The organism is Bradyrhizobium sp. A5 (assembly GCF_042076515.1).
In the GTDB taxonomy this organism is placed as follows: domain Bacteria; phylum Pseudomonadota; class Alphaproteobacteria; order Rhizobiales; family Xanthobacteraceae; genus Bradyrhizobium; species Bradyrhizobium cosmicum.
Genome location: NZ_CP148990.1, coordinates 1,793,002 through 1,808,054, shown reverse-complemented (window position 1 = coordinate 1,808,054; position 15,053 = coordinate 1,793,002). Strand labels below are relative to the sequence as shown.

The following is a 15,053-nucleotide window of genomic DNA, read 5'->3' as shown; positions in this document are numbered from 1 at the left end:
TGCGGCATGCTTAACATTCCGCAAAAGCGGCGAAGGTATCTTATTCCGCGGCAGCTCCGGCTTTGGCGGTGTGCAGCCGGCCCGCCACCGCCCGCACCTTGCGGGGCGAAGCCTGCCAGATCGAGAACGCCGACAAGCCGCTCACGACCATCGCAATGGCGAAGGCGAGCGTGTAGTCGCCGGTGCGATCGTAGAGGAAGCCGGTCAGCCACGGTCCGGCCGCGCCGCCGGCCAGGGCCGCCAGCATGATCGTGCCGAAAATGCTGCCCTGGTGCTTGCCCTGGAATATCTCGAACACCACCGCGCCCATGATCGAGGTGAGACCGTAGCCGAGCGCGCCCTGCGTCAGCACCATGAGATAAACGAGCCACAACGAGGGCTGGTACTTCAGCGCCATGAGCGCCGCGAAGCAGATGACGAAGCCGGCGCAGCTGATCGCCCACACCCATTCCCGTCCAATCCGGTCGGAAGCGTGGCCGAGCAGGATCTGGCCGGGAATGCCGAGCAGGCTGACGGTGCCGAGCGCCCACACCGCCACACTCGGGCTGAAGCCGATGTCGAGCAGGAATTTGGTCTGGTGCACCTGCACCGCGTACCAGATGTACAGGCCGCAGAAATAGCCGAGCGCGATCCACCAGAACCGCGTCGTCGCAACCGCCCGCCGGAGCGTCCAGTCGATGCCGACCCAGACGGGATCGACGATGTTGGAGATCGGCTTCGCGGCGCCCGCGGTCGGCGCGGCATCGCCATCAGGCTGAAGGCCGATGTCCTCGGGACGCCTGTGCAGGAACAGATTGATCGGCGCCAGCACGACCAGGATGAGCAGTCCCATCGCGGTGCAGGCGGTGCGCCAGCCGGTCTGCTCGATCATGTGCTGCACCCAGGGCAGCAGCGTCACCGAGCCGATGCCGACGCCGGCAAAGGCGATGCCGATGGCAAAGCCGCGCTTGCGGATGAACCAGTTCGGCAGGAACAGCGACTGACCGGAATAGCCGAGACAAACGCTGCCCGCGCCGACCATCACTCCGATGGTCACATAGAGATGCCAGGGCGCACTGGTGAGCGGGGCGAGCAGCAGCCCGCCGGCCATCAGCAAAACACCGAGCTCCATCACCGCGCGCGGTCCGGCGCGATCCATCAGGCGGCCGATCAACGGGCTGACGATGCCCGACACCACGAAACCGAAGGAAAAAGCGCCCGCGGTGACGCCGCGCTCCCAGCCGAATTCGGAGATGATGGGAGGAAAAAACAATGAGAAAGCGGTACGCGCGTTGACGCCGATGGCCATGGTGACGAAGGTCACGGCGACCACGACCCAGCCGTAGAAGAACGGAAGCCGCATGTTGTGTTTATTTCATCCCTGGACGCCCCTACCGACCATCCGGGGCGGCCCGGGTCAAGCGGTTTTCGCACACCACCCGCTTGCGTGGAAAGCTCAGGCCGCGTCGCGCCGCGAAGCCTGAACGGGCGCGTCGAATTTGATCTGGTCGACCGGCTGCGGACGCCCGAACAGATAGCCTTGTGCGAAATTGACGCCGAGCGCCGTCAGCCGCTCGAACTCCTCGGCTGTCTCGACGCCTTCGGCGGTCACAGACATGTCCAGCCCGCGCGCCAGCGTCACGATCGAGGAGATGATGGCGGAGCTGCGCGGTTGATGCGTGAGATTGCGGATGAACGACTTGTCGATCTTGATCTTGTCGAACGGGAACGCGGTGAGATAGCTCAGCGACGAATAGCCGGTGCCGAAATCGTCGAGCGCAAGCTCGATGCCGATATGCTTCAGCCGCTCCATGAAGGCGTGGTTCTCGACGCCGCGTTCCAGCAGCACCGATTCCGTGATCTCGATCTCCAGCCTCTGCGGCGGCAGGCCGGAATCGGCCAGCGCCGCGCAGATCGTCTCGAACAGCTCGGCTTCCTTGAACTGGATCGGCGACAGGTTCACGGCGACCATCAGATCGGACGGCCAGGCGGCGGCGTCCGCGCAGGCGCGTCGCAGCACGAACTCGCCGAGCGGCACGATCAGCCCGGTCTCCTCCGCAAGCGCGATGAACTGGTCCGGCGGGATCAGGCCGCGGCTCGGATGCCGCCAGCGCACCAGCGCCTCGAAGCCACGACGACCGCCGCTGGCGACGTCCACGAACGGCTGATAGTGCACCTCCAGCTGGCACAGCGCGATCGCGTCGCGCAAATCCCCTTCCAGCGTGTTGCGCGCCTCGAGCTCGGCCGACATCGCCTCCTCGTAGACGGTGAAGCAGTTGCGGCCGGCCGATTTTGATCGATAGAGCGCAAGGTCCGCCTTCTTCAGCAATTGCTCCTGGTCGCTGCCGTGGTCCGGCGCGATCGCGACGCCGATGCTGGTCCCAATCTCGACGCGATGGCCGGGCAGCAGGAACGGCTCGGCCACCAGCTTGGCGATCCGCGCTGCGAGCTCGGTCGCGCTGCCGCGCTGATTGTCGTCGGCTTCCTGGATGATGGCGAACTCGTCGCCGCCGAGCCGCGCCAGCACGTCGGTGGCGCGCAGCGCGGATTTCAGGCGCAACGCCACCTGGCGCAGCAGCGCATCCCCGGCGCTGTGACCGAGGGAGTCGTTGACGTTCTTGAAGCGGTCGAGATCGAGCATCAGGATCGAGAACGGCAGGCCCCTCACGCTCAACTGGCTGTTCATCATGTCGAGCCGGGCGAGGAAGAACGCGCGGTTCGGCAGCCCGGTCAGGACGTCGGTCTGCGCGAGCTCGAGCACGCGCCGGTTCGCCAGCGACAACCGACGCGAATTGCGGCTTGCCAGCACGAGATAGGTTGCAAGCGAAAGCGTCAGCAGCATGCCGACGATGATGACGGCGACGGCGCGGTCGTAGGCCGTCTCCAGCGAACCGCCGGCCGCAGGCACCGCGCGCACCTGCCAATCGGCATCCCCGATCCTGAGAATGCCGGACCAGTGCCGGCCTTGCGCGACATCGCGCATCGACTGGGGAGCGGCGGCCGAGGACGCGAAATCCGGCAGCGCGTGCGCCATGCTGACGATCCGCCCGGTGAAGGGCGGATAGATGTTCACGCTGACTGCTGGGCTTGCTCCCGTCGTCACGCGAATGGATTGCATCAGCAGCGGCAGGTCGAACACCCCGACGACGTAGCCCGCGAGATTGCGGCGCCGGTCCGCGATGGTCTCGCGCGAGGTCCCCTTGGCATAGACCGGGACGGCGACGATGACGTCGGGCAAGCGGCTGCTTTCGCGTGGCTCGTAGAGTCGCTCACGGATTGCGGTAATCCGGTCGCTGTCGCGTGCGCGCTCGAGTGCCACGCGGCGCTCGGGAATACTCGCATAGTCCGTGCCGTAGACCGGTGAGGTCTTCGGCTGCGTCGAGTAGAAGATCGGGAAATATTCGTCGCCCTGCGGCGCCGGCGCAAAGCCGTCGCCTTGCAGCGACTTGATGCGATAGCCGGACACCCCGTCCGTGATCGCGGCGGCCTCGTATTCGGCGCGCTCCTTGCGGTTGACGCGCGGCAGCCAGGCGATGCGCAGCATGCCGGGATGGCGCTCGAACAGGCGCGTGCTGAAGGTCTCGAATTCGCTGCGGGTGATTTCCTCGTTGGTCGATTCGAACAGCGTGCGCAGCGCGACGAGCCTGCTGATGTACTCGCTCATGCCGTTCTGCATGACGATCGCTTCGGTCTCGGCCGCGTTCTCGAACTCGATCTTGTTGACGCGGTCTTCCCATCGCGCCACGGCGGCCGCGCCCACGATCGAGAACAGCAGGCCGACGCCGGCCGCGACGAGCGCAGGGCGATAGAGTCCGAGCAGCGGCGAGGCACGCCACCACGCCGCTACACCCTTCCGATCCTGATCGTTCTGATCGTGATCGCCCATCTTGATCCGCACGTCCCCCTCGGCCCGGCCGGCCGAACTTCTGGTTGAGATGCCGCGACTGCTATCGGACAAGGATCGCGGTTAAGAACTGCAAAATTTCGGAACCCGGCCGCCTCACAATGCGCGGCTTAGTTAACGATTGACCCACAAGTTGCGTCAGTCTGGCGGCAACTTGCCGGTCTTCCCCGGAGTCTTACGGGCCATCGTTGCAGGGCGGATTAGCGGCCCGTTCAGCCGCGCAGAACTATCCTCTCCACAATTCGTCCTGCATCCGGCCGGCGCCCTCATGACACGATCGCGACCCGCGACTTACCTCGCCCTGACCCTCGCACTGCTCGCCCTGACGACGCCCTCCGCGAGAAGCGACGAGGCCGGCGTCAGCGACGACGCGATCCTGTTCGGCCAGGCCGCCGCCCTCGAAGGCCCCTCCGCGGTGCTCGGGCAGCGCCTGCGGCAAGGCATCGTCACGGCGTTCACCGAGATCAATGCCAAGGGCGGCGTCCACGGCCGCAGGCTTCAGCTGATCAGCCGCGACGACGGCTACGACCCCGACCGCTCGGTGGCGCAGACGGTGCGGCTGATCGACGAGGACAAAGTGTTCGCGCTGATCGGCGCGGTCGGCACCCCGACTGCGATGGCGACGATTCCGATCACCAGCGCGAGGAACGTCCCTTTCATCGGCCCGTTCAGCGGCGCCGAATTCCTGCGCGACCTCGAACTGCCGAACGTCGTGAACACACGTGCCAGCTACGGCGCGGAAGCCGAGGCATGGATCAAGCACCTCACCGAGGATCGCCGGTTCACCCGCATCGGCATCTTCTACCAGGATGATTCCTTCGGCCGCGACGGTCTCATCGGCGTGAAGCGCGCGCTGGCCAAGCGCGGCCTCGAACTCGTCTCCGAAGGCACCTTCGAGCGCAACACCCGCGCGGTCGGCTCGGCCTGGCGCATGATCAAGCGCGCGGAGCCGGAAGCTATCGTCATGGTCGGCACCTACGGTCCTTGCGCGGAGTTCATCAAGCTCGCGCACCGCAGCGGCTTCTATCCGACGTTCGTCAACATCTCCTTCGTCAGTGCCAATGAGCTGGCCAGGGAACTCGGCCCCGATGGTGAAGGCGTCATCGTCTCCCAGGTCGTGCCGTTTCCCTGGGACCGATCGATCAAGCTCGTCGCGGACTACCAGGCGGCGCAGAAGGCGTTCGACCCGACGCTGCCGCCGGATTTCGTGTCACTCGAAGGCTACATCTCCGGCCGCATCGCCGCTTCCGTGCTGGAACAGACCGGACCGAAACCGACGCGGGCAAGCTTCCTGCACACCATCAATGACGTCGGCCGCTTCGACATCAGCGGCAGCATCGTCACCGTCGGCGTACGTGCAATCGAGACGCCCCCGAAAGTCTTCCTGACGGTGATCCAGAAGGACGGAACGTTCAGAGCCATCGATCGGTTTTAGGACGGCGCCCCAGGCACCGGCCGTTAGGGCCGCCGCGTCCAATGCTCCGCGTTGACGGCGCCGGGCGGCACCTCGCCGTTGATGATCGCCGCGACCTGCCGGACCGTTTCCAGCGACTGATATTCGATCGCTTGCGGCGTCAGCCCGCCGACATGCGGTGTGGCGACCACGTTGGCGAGTTTCGCCAGCTCCGGGGTCGGCATCTGATCGGGTGCGCGGCCGACATCCAGCGCGGCACCTGCGATGCGGCCTTCGCGCAGCGCGCGCGCCAACGCGGCCTCGTCGACGAGATTGCCGCGCGATAGATTGATGAACACGGCATGCCTCGGCATGCGCGCCAGCGCCGTCTCTCCGATCAAATTCTCGGTCTGCTCGTTGGCAATGGCGAGGCAGACGACATAGTCGGATGCGGCAAGAAGCTCGTCGAGACCGACCTGCCTGATGGCGCCGTCGCTGACATCAGCGAAGGGATCGCAGACCAGCACCTCCATGCGCATCACCTTTGCGATCTCGGCGAGATAGCGCCCGATGCTGCCGTAGCCGATGATGCCGATCCGGCTGCCGGCAAGCTGGCGGCCCATCCGCGCCTCGGGCTTGCGGCCGGCCTGGTAGTCGGCTGTCGTCCGCGACACACCGCGGGACAGATCGACGATGAAGCCGACCGCGAGCTCGGCAACGGCCTGCACGAAACCGGGCCCGGCGCGCGTCACGAGCACGCCGGCTTGCGAGGCCGCATCGACGTCGACGTTGCGGATGTCGACGGCGCAGCGAACGAAGGCACGCAGGCACGGCAGCTGCGCGAAGATCTCGCCGCGCCCTTCGGTCATGCGGTCGGCGACGATGATGTCCGCATCCTTGGCGGCGCGCACGAGACCGGCCGCATCCAGCGTGTCGTCGCTCTCGTGCAGGATCACTTCCGCGACCGCGCGCAGGCCGTTCAGGCTGCGTTCGCCGTAATAGTTCCGCCGCATCTCCGGCGTATGGGCGAGCAGGACTTTCACGCGACGAAACTCCTTCAATAGCCGAATGCCCGCGGCAGCGCGGTCGAGAGCCATGGCACGAAGGCAATGACGAGCAGGCAGAGGAACAGCAGGCCGAGATAGCCCATGATCGGCTTCACGGTCTGCTCGATCGGCACATTGCCGATCAGGCAGGCGCCATAGAGCCCGAGCCCGAGCGGCGGCGCGAACAGGCCGATGCCCATGGCGATGACGAGCACGACGCCGAAATGCAGGGGATCGACCCCGAGCTGCACCGCGACCGGCAGCAGCAGCGGCCCGAAGATGATGAGCGCGGCGGCGCCTTCCAGCACCGAGCCCATCACGATCAGCACGCCGATGGCGAGCAGGATGAACAGCCACGTGCCGGATGTCTTGGACAGTCCCAGCATGAAATCGCCGACCGCATGCGGCACCTGCTGCAGGGTCAGCGTGAACGCCAGCGATTGCGCGGCGGCGACGATGAACAGCACGAGCCCCGCGCGCGTTGCTCCCTGCACGAAGCTGTGCGCGGCCGATTTGAAGGTGAGCTCGCGGAACACCACGCTGCCGACGATCAGCGCATAAGCCACGGCGAAGGCCGAAATTTCCGTGGCCGTGGCAAAGCCGCTCTTGAAACCGAAGAAGATCATGAAGATCAGGCCGAACGAGGCGATCGCACCGCTCCACAGACCCGACACCGGCATCTGCGGCGCGACGTCCTCGGCTTCCGCCGGCCGCTTGCCGAAGATGATGGAGACGACGATCAGCACGGCTGCCATCAGCGCCGCCGGCAGCAGGCCGGCGACGAACAGGCCGCCGATCGACAGGTTCGCGACAAAACCAAGGATGATCAGGTTGATGCAGGGCGGGATGGTCTCCGCCATCACTGCGGATGCCGCGAGCAGCGCCACCGCGCTGCCCGGATTCTGCCTGGAGCGGCGCGCGGCCGGAATCAGCACGGAGCCGACCGCGGCGACGTCGGCCATCTTCGAGCCTGATATGCCCGAGAACAGCACCATCGAGGCGACCATCACGACGTTGAGGCCGCCGCGCATGCGGCCGACCCCGCGTTGCAGCAGCTCGATCAGGCGCACAGACATGCCGTTGGCTTCCATGAGGTAGCCGACGAGGATGAAGAAGGGGATCGCGAGCAGCACGAAATTGTCGATACCGCGCGCCATCTGCTGGGCGAAGATGACACCGGGCAGCGCGCCCTCGACCCAGATGAAGATCAGCGCGGCCAGCGCCAGCGCAAAGCCGATCGGCAGCCCGCCGAACAGGGTTGCGAAGAAGCCGATCAGCATCAGCGTCCCCGCCGACGGCACCGAGGACGGCGACAGATAATCCCAGGCGAGATAGAGACCGGCGACGATGACGACGGCGATGAGGCCCCTGACGATGTCAGGGAGCGGCCTTGCGCAGAGCTGGTCGATCGCAAACACCGTCATGAACAGCGCGCCGGCGCCCATCGGGTAGAAGGTCAGCTCCAGCGGCAGACCGGAGCCGGTGGTCTGGCCCGCGGTCAGCGAACCCAGCTTGATGGCGTTGGTGGCGACATAGCCCGAGATCAGCACGACCAGCACCGCGCTCGCGGCATCGACCAGCGTCCGCGATCGCAGCGGCAGCAGGTCGCGAAAGAACGAGACGCCGACATTCTCGCCGCGCGCGAGCGCGCTCGCCGCGCCAAAGAAGGCCGAGCCGACCATCAGGCCGCGCGCGACGTCATCGGACCATTCGACCGGCGCGTTGAAGAAAAAGCGCAGCAGCACGGAACCGCAGACGACCACGAGATCGGCGGCCAGAAGAATGGCCGCGATTCCGTCGCTGAGGCGAAGCAGCAGGGCGATGCTCCCGTGGCGACCGCCCGAGAGGGGCACGGCGCCGGCCAATGCCATGTCAGGCCCGGCCATCTCGGATTTGGTCATCTCAGGCTTGCGTCGCGCGGATGATGTCGATGACGGCCTTGGATTCCGGCCGCACCTTGATAAAATTCTCGTGCTGCGGCGCCACGCGCTTCTTGAACGCCTCGCGATCGCATTCGGCGACCGTCACGCCCTTCTCGGTCAGGGCCGCCAGTGCCTCCTTCTCGACCGCAAGCCCGTGGGCGCGCGTGTCGGCCGCGGCCTTCTTCGCGGCATCGAGGAAGCCGTCACGCAGCTTCGGGTCCATGCGGTTGTAGGTCATGTCGCTGAAGTAGATCGCGAGCGGCGAGAAATTGTGCTGAGTCAGCGCGTAGAACTTTGCGGTCTCGAAGAACTTGCTGGCGAGGATGGTCGGCGGATCGTGCTCCAGGCCATCAAGCACGCCGGCCTGCAGCGCCGTGTAGATCTCGCCGAACGCCAGCGGCGTCGCGGCGGCGCCCATCAGCCGCAGGCATTCCGTGATGACGGGATTGGGCAGGGTACGGATCTTGAGGCCGGCGAGGTCTTCCGGCGTCTTTACCGGCTTCTTCGCGAACACGCTGCGCGAGCCGAAATTATAGGCCCAGGCGATGATGCGGATGTTGCTGCCCTTGAGCAGCGCGTCCTCGATCGGCTTGGCGGCGCCGGACTCGAACGCCTTGGTCTGCTGCGGGAAGCTCGAGAACAGGAAGCCGAGGTCGAAGGTGCCGACCAGCGGCGTCAGATTGGCCGAGATCGAGGAGCCCGACACCATGAGGTCGATGACGCCGAGCTTCACCGAATTGATGACGTCGATTTCCTGGCCAAGCTGGTTGTCAGGGAAGAAGGCGACCTCGACCTGCTCGCCGAGCCCGTTTCCCTTCAAATTCTTGACGAGGTTGTCGTAGTAGACGCGGCCATTGGCGAATTTGGGATCGTTCGGCAGCGAGGAGGAGCATTTCAGCTTCAGCGTCGCGGCTTCAGCGCGGCCGATGATGGCGGGAGAGAGCACGAGGCCGGCGGTCACCGCCGTCGACGACTTGATGAACGTGCGACGGTTGACGGGCACGATGGTCATGGCGCGGTCTCTCCCCGGGTATTTTTTTGCAGCCGCGATCGTTGTCGCGGCCTCTTGGCTCGACTGTATGGCCAAAGGGACGGGGCAGGCAAGCGGGCCGCCGGCAGGCGCAAAGCCACGCGATGAGAATATCGACGGCGCGAACGCCGGCGAAACGACCATGTTTCTCAGTGATTTTCGATGAGGATCGGGCCGCGGCTAGGTAGGCGAGAGGACGCTTTCGTCCATCGGTAGGGATCGATCCAATTGGCGCATAGATCAATGCGCGATTCACATGGATGCCGTCCGAACGATGCTCTGGCAGACCCCCTGCCCCATTTTGCCGCACGCTCAGCGTGATCCAGTGCACAGACAGACTCTCAACGGCGACCTAGAAGAAGTGATATCCTCGCCGTATTGCCGATGAAGGTGACACCATGCGCCGTCCGTTTCTTTCCAATTTGGTCCTTGCATCCGGCCTTCTTGCCCTCGCACAGCTGATGACGCCGACCGAAGCCGCCGCCGAGGCGCGGCTCGCACTCGTGATCGGCCAATCGGCGTATCGCACCGTTCCGGAACTGCCCAACGCCGCCAACGACGCCAAGGGCATGACGGAGCTGCTCGGCAATGCCGGCTTCACCGTCACCACGGCATCCAATCTGGTGCAGAACGACATGCGCCAGGCGATCTCGGATTTCGCCGGCAAGGTCAGCGCCAGCGGCGCCGACACCGTCGCGCTGGTGTTCTATGCCGGCCACGGCCTGCAGATCGACGGCGAGAACTATCTGGTTCCGGTCGATCTCGATCCCAAGCGCGAGGCCGACATTCCGCTTCAGGGCGTGCGCCTGAACGACCTGCTCAACACGCTCGGCGCGCTGCCGACGCGGGCGCGCATCTTCATGCTCGACGCCTGCCGCAACAATCCGTTCCCGGCGCTCAGCGGCGCCGGCCACGGGCTTGCGATCGTCGACACCAAGGCCGGCGCACAGGGCACCTTCATCTCCTATTCGACCTCGCCCGGCGCGGAAGCCGAGGACGGGTCCGGCGCCGACAGCCCCTACACCACCGCGGCGCTCTCGGTCGCGCGGCAACCGAACCTGCCGATCGAGGAAGTGTTCAAGCGCATCCGCGTCGCCGTGGCGCAATCGACCGACGGGCGGCAGATCCCCTGGGAAAGCTCGTCGCTGACGACCGACTTCAAGTTCTTCGGCGAAAGCAGCGGCGCAACGCCCGCTCTTCCGGGCGCGTCGTCGATGGCACTTGCCAGCGGCACGCGCAGCGTCGCGGACTGGCGCAAGGATCTGCAGGGCAAGGACGCCAAGGCCGCTTATGAACTCGTGATCGCCGACGACACGATCGAGGCGTATCAAGCCTATGTCGAGCTTTACGCACAGGCCTCCTTCACACCGCGCCTGCGCGCGATCCTGGAGCGCCGGCGCCAGATGCTGGCGTGGGAGCGCGCCACCGCGATCAACACCCGCGCCTCGTTCGAGGCTTATCTCAACAACTGGGACAACAGCGACCTCGCCGCGACCGCGCGCAGGCTGCTGCTCCGCGTGCAGAACCGCAATTATGCCGTGCCGGTTGCGGCCGCGGCGACGCCCGCGCCGGTCGCGGTCGCGATGGCCCCGACCTGCCCGTGCTCGACGCCCTCGAACCCGGCGGTGGCGCCCGTCATCAAGAAGCGCGTCGACGACACGCCGCCCAAGCGCAAAGTGGTCGAGACACCGCCGAAGCCGCGCCGGCCGCCGCCCGACGAAGTCGTCGTCTACGAGCGCGCCCCACCGCCGCCACCGCCCGCCGCCGTGGGTGTCGGCATCGGGATTGGAATCGGCGTGGGCCGCGGCGGTTACGGCGGTGGCGGCTACGGACGCGGCGATAACTATCGCAGCAGGTATTAAGGTATCCGCAACTCTCGTGCCCCGGACGCAGCGCAGCGCTCTTGCGGTGCGCTGCAGAGCCGGGACACGAGTGTTCCGGATATTCTCATTCGCCTCCTTCCAATCCGGAAATGCTGTAGTCTGATCGGCCAGCGCCAGCCTTTCCGGGGATGTCTCGTCGATGCCGCACGACTCTCGCGCCAGGAGCTCTTGGCCGCTATTCCGCTCGCTCGCGTCCTTTTCCCTGCCCGGCGATCTCATGGCGGGATTGACGCTGGCGGCGATCGCGATCCCCGAGCAGATGGCCACCGCGCGGCTCGGCGGCTTCGCGCCGCAGATCGGCTTCTTCGCCTTCATGGCGGGCTCGCTCGGCTTTGCCTTGCTCGGCGGCAACCGCTTCCTGTCCTGCGGCGCCGATTCCACGATCACGCCGATTTTTGCCGGCGGGCTTGCAGCGCTCGCCGCGACAGGCTCGCCGGACTATCAGGGCCTTGCGATCGCGCTTGCGCTGATGGTCGGCGCGATGATGCTGGCCGGCGGCGCCTTCCGCCTCGGCGGGATCGCCAACCTGTTGTCGGTGCCGGTCATGGTCGGCTTCCTCGCCGGCATCTCCGTCCACATCATCGTCTCGCAATTGCCGGGCGTGCTGGGACTGGAATCGCCGGGCGGGCCGACGCTCGATCGCATCGTCGTGCTCGCTGGCCAACTCGGCCGTGCCAATCCGTTCACGCTGTGCATCGGGTTCGGTGTGCTGGCGGTGGTCTTCGTCTCCGAGACGATCAGCGCCAAGATTCCCGGCGCGCTGATCGGGCTCGTGGCCGCGACGCTCGCCGCGATCGCACTTGGCCTCGAGAGCAGGGGCGTCAGCGTCGTCGGCGCGGTGCCGGGCACGCTGCCGCGGCCGACCCTGCCCGACCTCGCGCCGGAGCAGTGGGTTCGCCTGGTGCCGCTCGCCTTCGTGATCACCGTCGTGGTGATGGTGCAGACTGCGGCCACGACGCGGTCGTTCCCGTCCGATCCGGACACACCCGCCGATGTCGACCGCGATTTCCTCGGCGCGGGCGCCGGCAGCTTGCTCTCAGGCCTGTTCGGCGCGTTTCCGGTCAATGCCAGCCCGCCGCGGACGGGGATCGTCGCCGAGACCGGCGGACAATCGCAGCTCGCGGGCCTTGCGGCGGCCGGAATTGTGCTGGCGTTGCTCGCGTTCGGAACCGGACTTCTGCAGCACGTCCCTGACGCGGCGCTCGGCGGCATCCTGCTGTTCGTGGCGCTGCGGATCGTCCGGATCAAGCAGATCGTCACGATCTATCGCCAGTCCCCAAGCGAATTCCTGCTGATCGTCGCCACCGCCGCGCTGATCATCATCCTGCCGATCCAGCAGGGCGCGTTCCTCGGCATCATGCTGTCGCTGCTGCACGGCATCTGGAGCACGACGCGCGCGCGGCTCGTCGAGTTCGAGCGCGTCCCGGGCACCACGATCTGGTGGCCGGCGCATCCGCACATCACCGGCGAGCGCATCGACCGCGTCGCCGTGATCGGGCTGCAAGCGCCGCTCTCGTTCCTCAACGCCCCCGGCTTCCGCAGCGACGTGAACGAGGTTCTCACGACATCGACGCCGCAACTGCTGGTGCTCGAGGCGAGCGGCATGGTCGAGATCGATTTCACCGCCGCGCAGATCCTGCTCGAAATCTTCAAGGCGTGCAGCGAACAGGGGGTCACGGTAGCGCTGGCGCGGCTGGAATCGGTGCGCGCGCAGGACGCGTTCGAACGCTTCAGACTGTTCGATGCTCTGCCCCGCGAGCATGTCTTCCACAGCGTGGACGAAGCCGTGCGTAAGCTGGCGAAGGGCGATCACATATTCACTCCGTCATCCTGAGGTGCTCCGCTTGAGACGCGAACGCGTCGCAAGCGGAGCCTCGAAGGATGATACGGCCACGATGCAGCCGGGCCGTCGTCCTTCGAGGCTCCCCATGCGGCGCTTCGCGCCCCATGGCTCGCACCTCAGGATGACGGTGATGGATTGGCATGTCGTCGCAATGCGACAGCAGCGAATGATCACTGCGCCAGCGCCGGATGATCCCGCTGCACCGCCTCGCGGATCCAGCTGGCATGGATCGCGCGGAACAGGATCTGCGCGGTCTTGAGGTTGTTCGCCGTCATGCAGAGATCGACGATGCGGCGCACCGCGTCGTCGCGCATCAATCCATCCGAGATCTTCATTGCGATTTCCATCGCGACCTTGGCCGCGCGCTCGTAGCACTCGTTGTCGGGCTTGTCGTTGCGCCCAGAGCCTGCCGCGCTCGCGGCGGCAGCGTCACAGATCGCGCGGATGCGCTCGGCGGCCTCGATGTCGCCGAGCGAGCCTTCGATCGTCTCATCCCAGATGTCTTGTCGCGACTTTCGCGCGAACCAGCGCATTGCCCGCTCCGTATGATGGAGCGAGCATAAACGGCGGTGACGCCGCGCGCTACGCCTCCGGCACGATCTTGCCGGGGTTGAAGATGTTCTGTGGATCGAGCGCCTTCTTCAGCGCCCGCATTGCATCGAGCGCTTCGGGGCCGAGTTCGGCCTTGAGATATTTCTGCTTGCCCTGACCGATACCGTGCTCGCCGGTGCAGGTGCCGTCCATCGCCTGCGCGCGCTCGACCAGGCGATGCATGAACTCCTCGCCGCGCGCCATCTCGTCGGCATCGCTGGTGTCGCAGACCAGCGAGCAGTGGAAATTGCCGTCGCCGACATGGCCGACGATCGGCGACAACAGATTGAGACGCTTGAGGTCTTCCTCGGTCTCGCCGACGCATTCGGCAAGCCGCGAGATCGGCACGCAGACGTCGGTCGCGACCACGCCGATGCTGTCACCGGGCCGCAGCGCCTTCACGGACCAATAGGCGTCGTGGCGCGCCTGCCACAGCTTCGTGCGATCCTCGGGCTTGGTGGTCCAGGAGAAATCCCCGCCGCCGCAGTCCTTTGCGATCTCGCCGAAGGCCTTGGACTGCTCGGCGACCTCGATCTCGCTGCCATGGAATTCCATCAGGAGCAGCGGCGTCTCCGGCAGCGTCAGCTTCGAATAGGCGTTGCAGGCCTTCACCTGCGCGGCGTTGAGCAGCTCGATGCGCGCCACGGGAATGCCGGTCTGGATCGCCAGGATCACGGCCTGACACGCCCCGTGCACGGTCTCGAACGACACCGCGCCGGCCGCGATCGTCTCGGGAATGCCGCGCAGGCGGATGGTCAGCTCCGAGATGATGCCGAGCGTGCCCTCGGCGCCGACGAACAGATGCGTCAGGTCATAGCCGGCGGAGGATTTCTTCGCACGCGTGCCTGTCGTGATGATCTCGCCGTCGCCGCGCACGACCTTGAGCGCCAGCACGCTGTCGCGCATGGTGCCGTAGCGCACCGCATTGGTGCCGGAGGCGCGGGTCGAGGCCATGCCGCCGAGCGAAGCATCCGCGCCGGGATCGATCGGGAAGAACAGGCCCTGGTCGCGCAGATGCTCATTGAGCGCCTTGCGGGTGACGCCGGGCTGGATCACGCAGTCGAGGTCCTCGGCGTGCACGGCCAGCACCTTGTTCATGTCACGCAGGTCGATCGAGATACCGCCGGCCGGCGCGTTGACCTGGCCCTCCAGCGAGGTGCCGGTGCCGAAGGCAATGACCGGCACACCGTTCCTGGCGCAGATCCGCACCACGTCCTGGATGTCGGCGGTCTCCTGCGCCATCACCACGCCATCCGGCGGCTGGTTGACGATCCATGTGGTGGTATGGCCGTGCTGCTCGCGGACGGCCTGCGAGGTGATCAGGCGGTTGCCGAAGCGTGCGGCAAGCTGCTCCAGCGCGCTCGCGAGGGCTTTCGGCTCCGGCCGCGGCGGATTATTGGTGATGGTTGTACCCACGGAAATTCCTCCGACAGAAGAACCGTGGCAAAGGACATAAAACCGG

At 66.2% G+C, this 15,053-nt stretch carries 10 protein-coding genes; 3 read left to right on the top strand and 7 right to left on the bottom strand.

Annotated elements, in window-relative coordinates; all coding sequences use genetic code 11:
- Window positions 1–40 precede the first annotated feature (40 nt).
- On the bottom strand, window positions 41–1,342 hold the full coding sequence (locus tag WHZ77_RS08525) for an MFS transporter (RefSeq protein ID WP_375313271.1): 1,302 nt from the start codon (window positions 1,340–1,342) through the stop codon (window positions 41–43).
- 93 nt (window positions 1,343–1,435) lie between these two features.
- Window positions 1,436–3,865 carry an EAL domain-containing protein gene (locus WHZ77_RS08520; protein WP_375314682.1) on the bottom strand — a complete coding sequence of 810 codons (2,430 nt, stop codon included), beginning with the start codon at window positions 3,863–3,865 and terminating at the stop codon, window positions 1,436–1,438.
- Window positions 3,866–4,151: 286 nt separating this feature from the next.
- Between WHZ77_RS08520 and WHZ77_RS08515 the strand changes: the two genes are divergently transcribed.
- A complete protein-coding gene (locus WHZ77_RS08515) occupies window positions 4,152–5,318 on the top strand; it encodes an ABC transporter substrate-binding protein (RefSeq protein WP_375313270.1) in 1,167 nt (388 codons plus the stop codon).
- A gap of 23 nt (window positions 5,319–5,341) precedes the next feature.
- On the opposite strand, the gene WHZ77_RS08510 is transcribed toward WHZ77_RS08515, so the two are convergent.
- From WHZ77_RS08510 to WHZ77_RS08500, 3 genes are read right to left on the bottom strand one after another with little or no spacing between them, the layout of a single operon-like run.
- Window positions 5,342–6,319: a hydroxyacid dehydrogenase gene (locus WHZ77_RS08510; RefSeq protein ID WP_375313269.1), complete on the bottom strand. Its 978-nt coding sequence runs from the start codon at window positions 6,317–6,319 to the stop codon at window positions 5,342–5,344.
- A 14-nt stretch (window positions 6,320–6,333) separates the two neighbouring features.
- Window positions 6,334–8,193 (bottom strand): TRAP transporter large permease subunit, encoded by a 1,860-nt coding sequence (locus WHZ77_RS08505; RefSeq protein WP_375314681.1) that lies wholly within the window; start codon window positions 8,191–8,193, stop codon window positions 6,334–6,336.
- Between the two features lie 31 nt (window positions 8,194–8,224).
- Window positions 8,225–9,256 carry a TRAP transporter substrate-binding protein gene (locus tag WHZ77_RS08500; protein WP_375313268.1) on the bottom strand — a complete coding sequence of 344 codons (1,032 nt, stop codon included), beginning with the start codon at window positions 9,254–9,256 and terminating at the stop codon, window positions 8,225–8,227.
- Between the two features lie 416 nt (window positions 9,257–9,672).
- On the opposite strand from WHZ77_RS08500, the gene WHZ77_RS08495 reads away from it, so the two are divergent.
- Window positions 9,673–11,136: a caspase domain-containing protein gene (locus WHZ77_RS08495; protein ID WP_375313267.1), complete on the top strand. Its 1,464-nt coding sequence runs from the start codon at window positions 9,673–9,675 to the stop codon at window positions 11,134–11,136.
- Between the two features lie 160 nt (window positions 11,137–11,296).
- Entirely contained in the window at window positions 11,297–12,991 is a 1,695-nt protein-coding gene (locus tag WHZ77_RS08490) for a SulP family inorganic anion transporter (RefSeq protein ID WP_375313266.1), read from the top strand.
- Between the two features lie 179 nt (window positions 12,992–13,170).
- Here WHZ77_RS08490 and WHZ77_RS08485 read toward each other — a convergent pair whose 3' ends face one another.
- Window positions 13,171–13,533, bottom strand: coding sequence for a hypothetical protein (locus tag WHZ77_RS08485; protein ID WP_375313265.1), 363 nt, complete (start codon window positions 13,531–13,533; stop codon window positions 13,171–13,173).
- A gap of 49 nt (window positions 13,534–13,582) precedes the next feature.
- Entirely contained in the window at window positions 13,583–15,007 is a 1,425-nt protein-coding gene (locus tag WHZ77_RS08480) for an FAD-binding oxidoreductase (RefSeq protein ID WP_375313264.1), read from the bottom strand.
- Window positions 15,008–15,053: the final 46 nt, after the last annotated feature.

Excerpts from the sequence above, each read along its gene's own strand:
- WHZ77_RS08525 (WP_375313271.1), bottom strand. The coding sequence starts at position 1,342 with ATGCGGCTTCCGTTCTTCTACGGCTGGGTCGTGGTCGCCGTGACCTTC.
- WHZ77_RS08520 (WP_375314682.1), bottom strand. The coding sequence starts at position 3,865 with ATGGGCGATCACGATCAGAACGATCAGGATCGGAAGGGTGTAGCGGCG.
- WHZ77_RS08515 (WP_375313270.1), top strand. The coding sequence starts at position 4,152 with ATGACACGATCGCGACCCGCGACTTACCTCGCCCTGACCCTCGCACTG.
- WHZ77_RS08505 (WP_375314681.1), bottom strand. The coding sequence starts at position 8,193 with ATGGCATTGGCCGGCGCCGTGCCCCTCTCGGGCGGTCGCCACGGGAGC.
- WHZ77_RS08500 (WP_375313268.1), bottom strand. The coding sequence starts at position 9,256 with ATGACCATCGTGCCCGTCAACCGTCGCACGTTCATCAAGTCGTCGACG.
- WHZ77_RS08495 (WP_375313267.1), top strand. The coding sequence starts at position 9,673 with ATGCGCCGTCCGTTTCTTTCCAATTTGGTCCTTGCATCCGGCCTTCTT.
- WHZ77_RS08490 (WP_375313266.1), top strand. The coding sequence starts at position 11,297 with ATGCCGCACGACTCTCGCGCCAGGAGCTCTTGGCCGCTATTCCGCTCG.
- WHZ77_RS08485 (WP_375313265.1), bottom strand. The coding sequence starts at position 13,533 with ATGCGCTGGTTCGCGCGAAAGTCGCGACAAGACATCTGGGATGAGACG.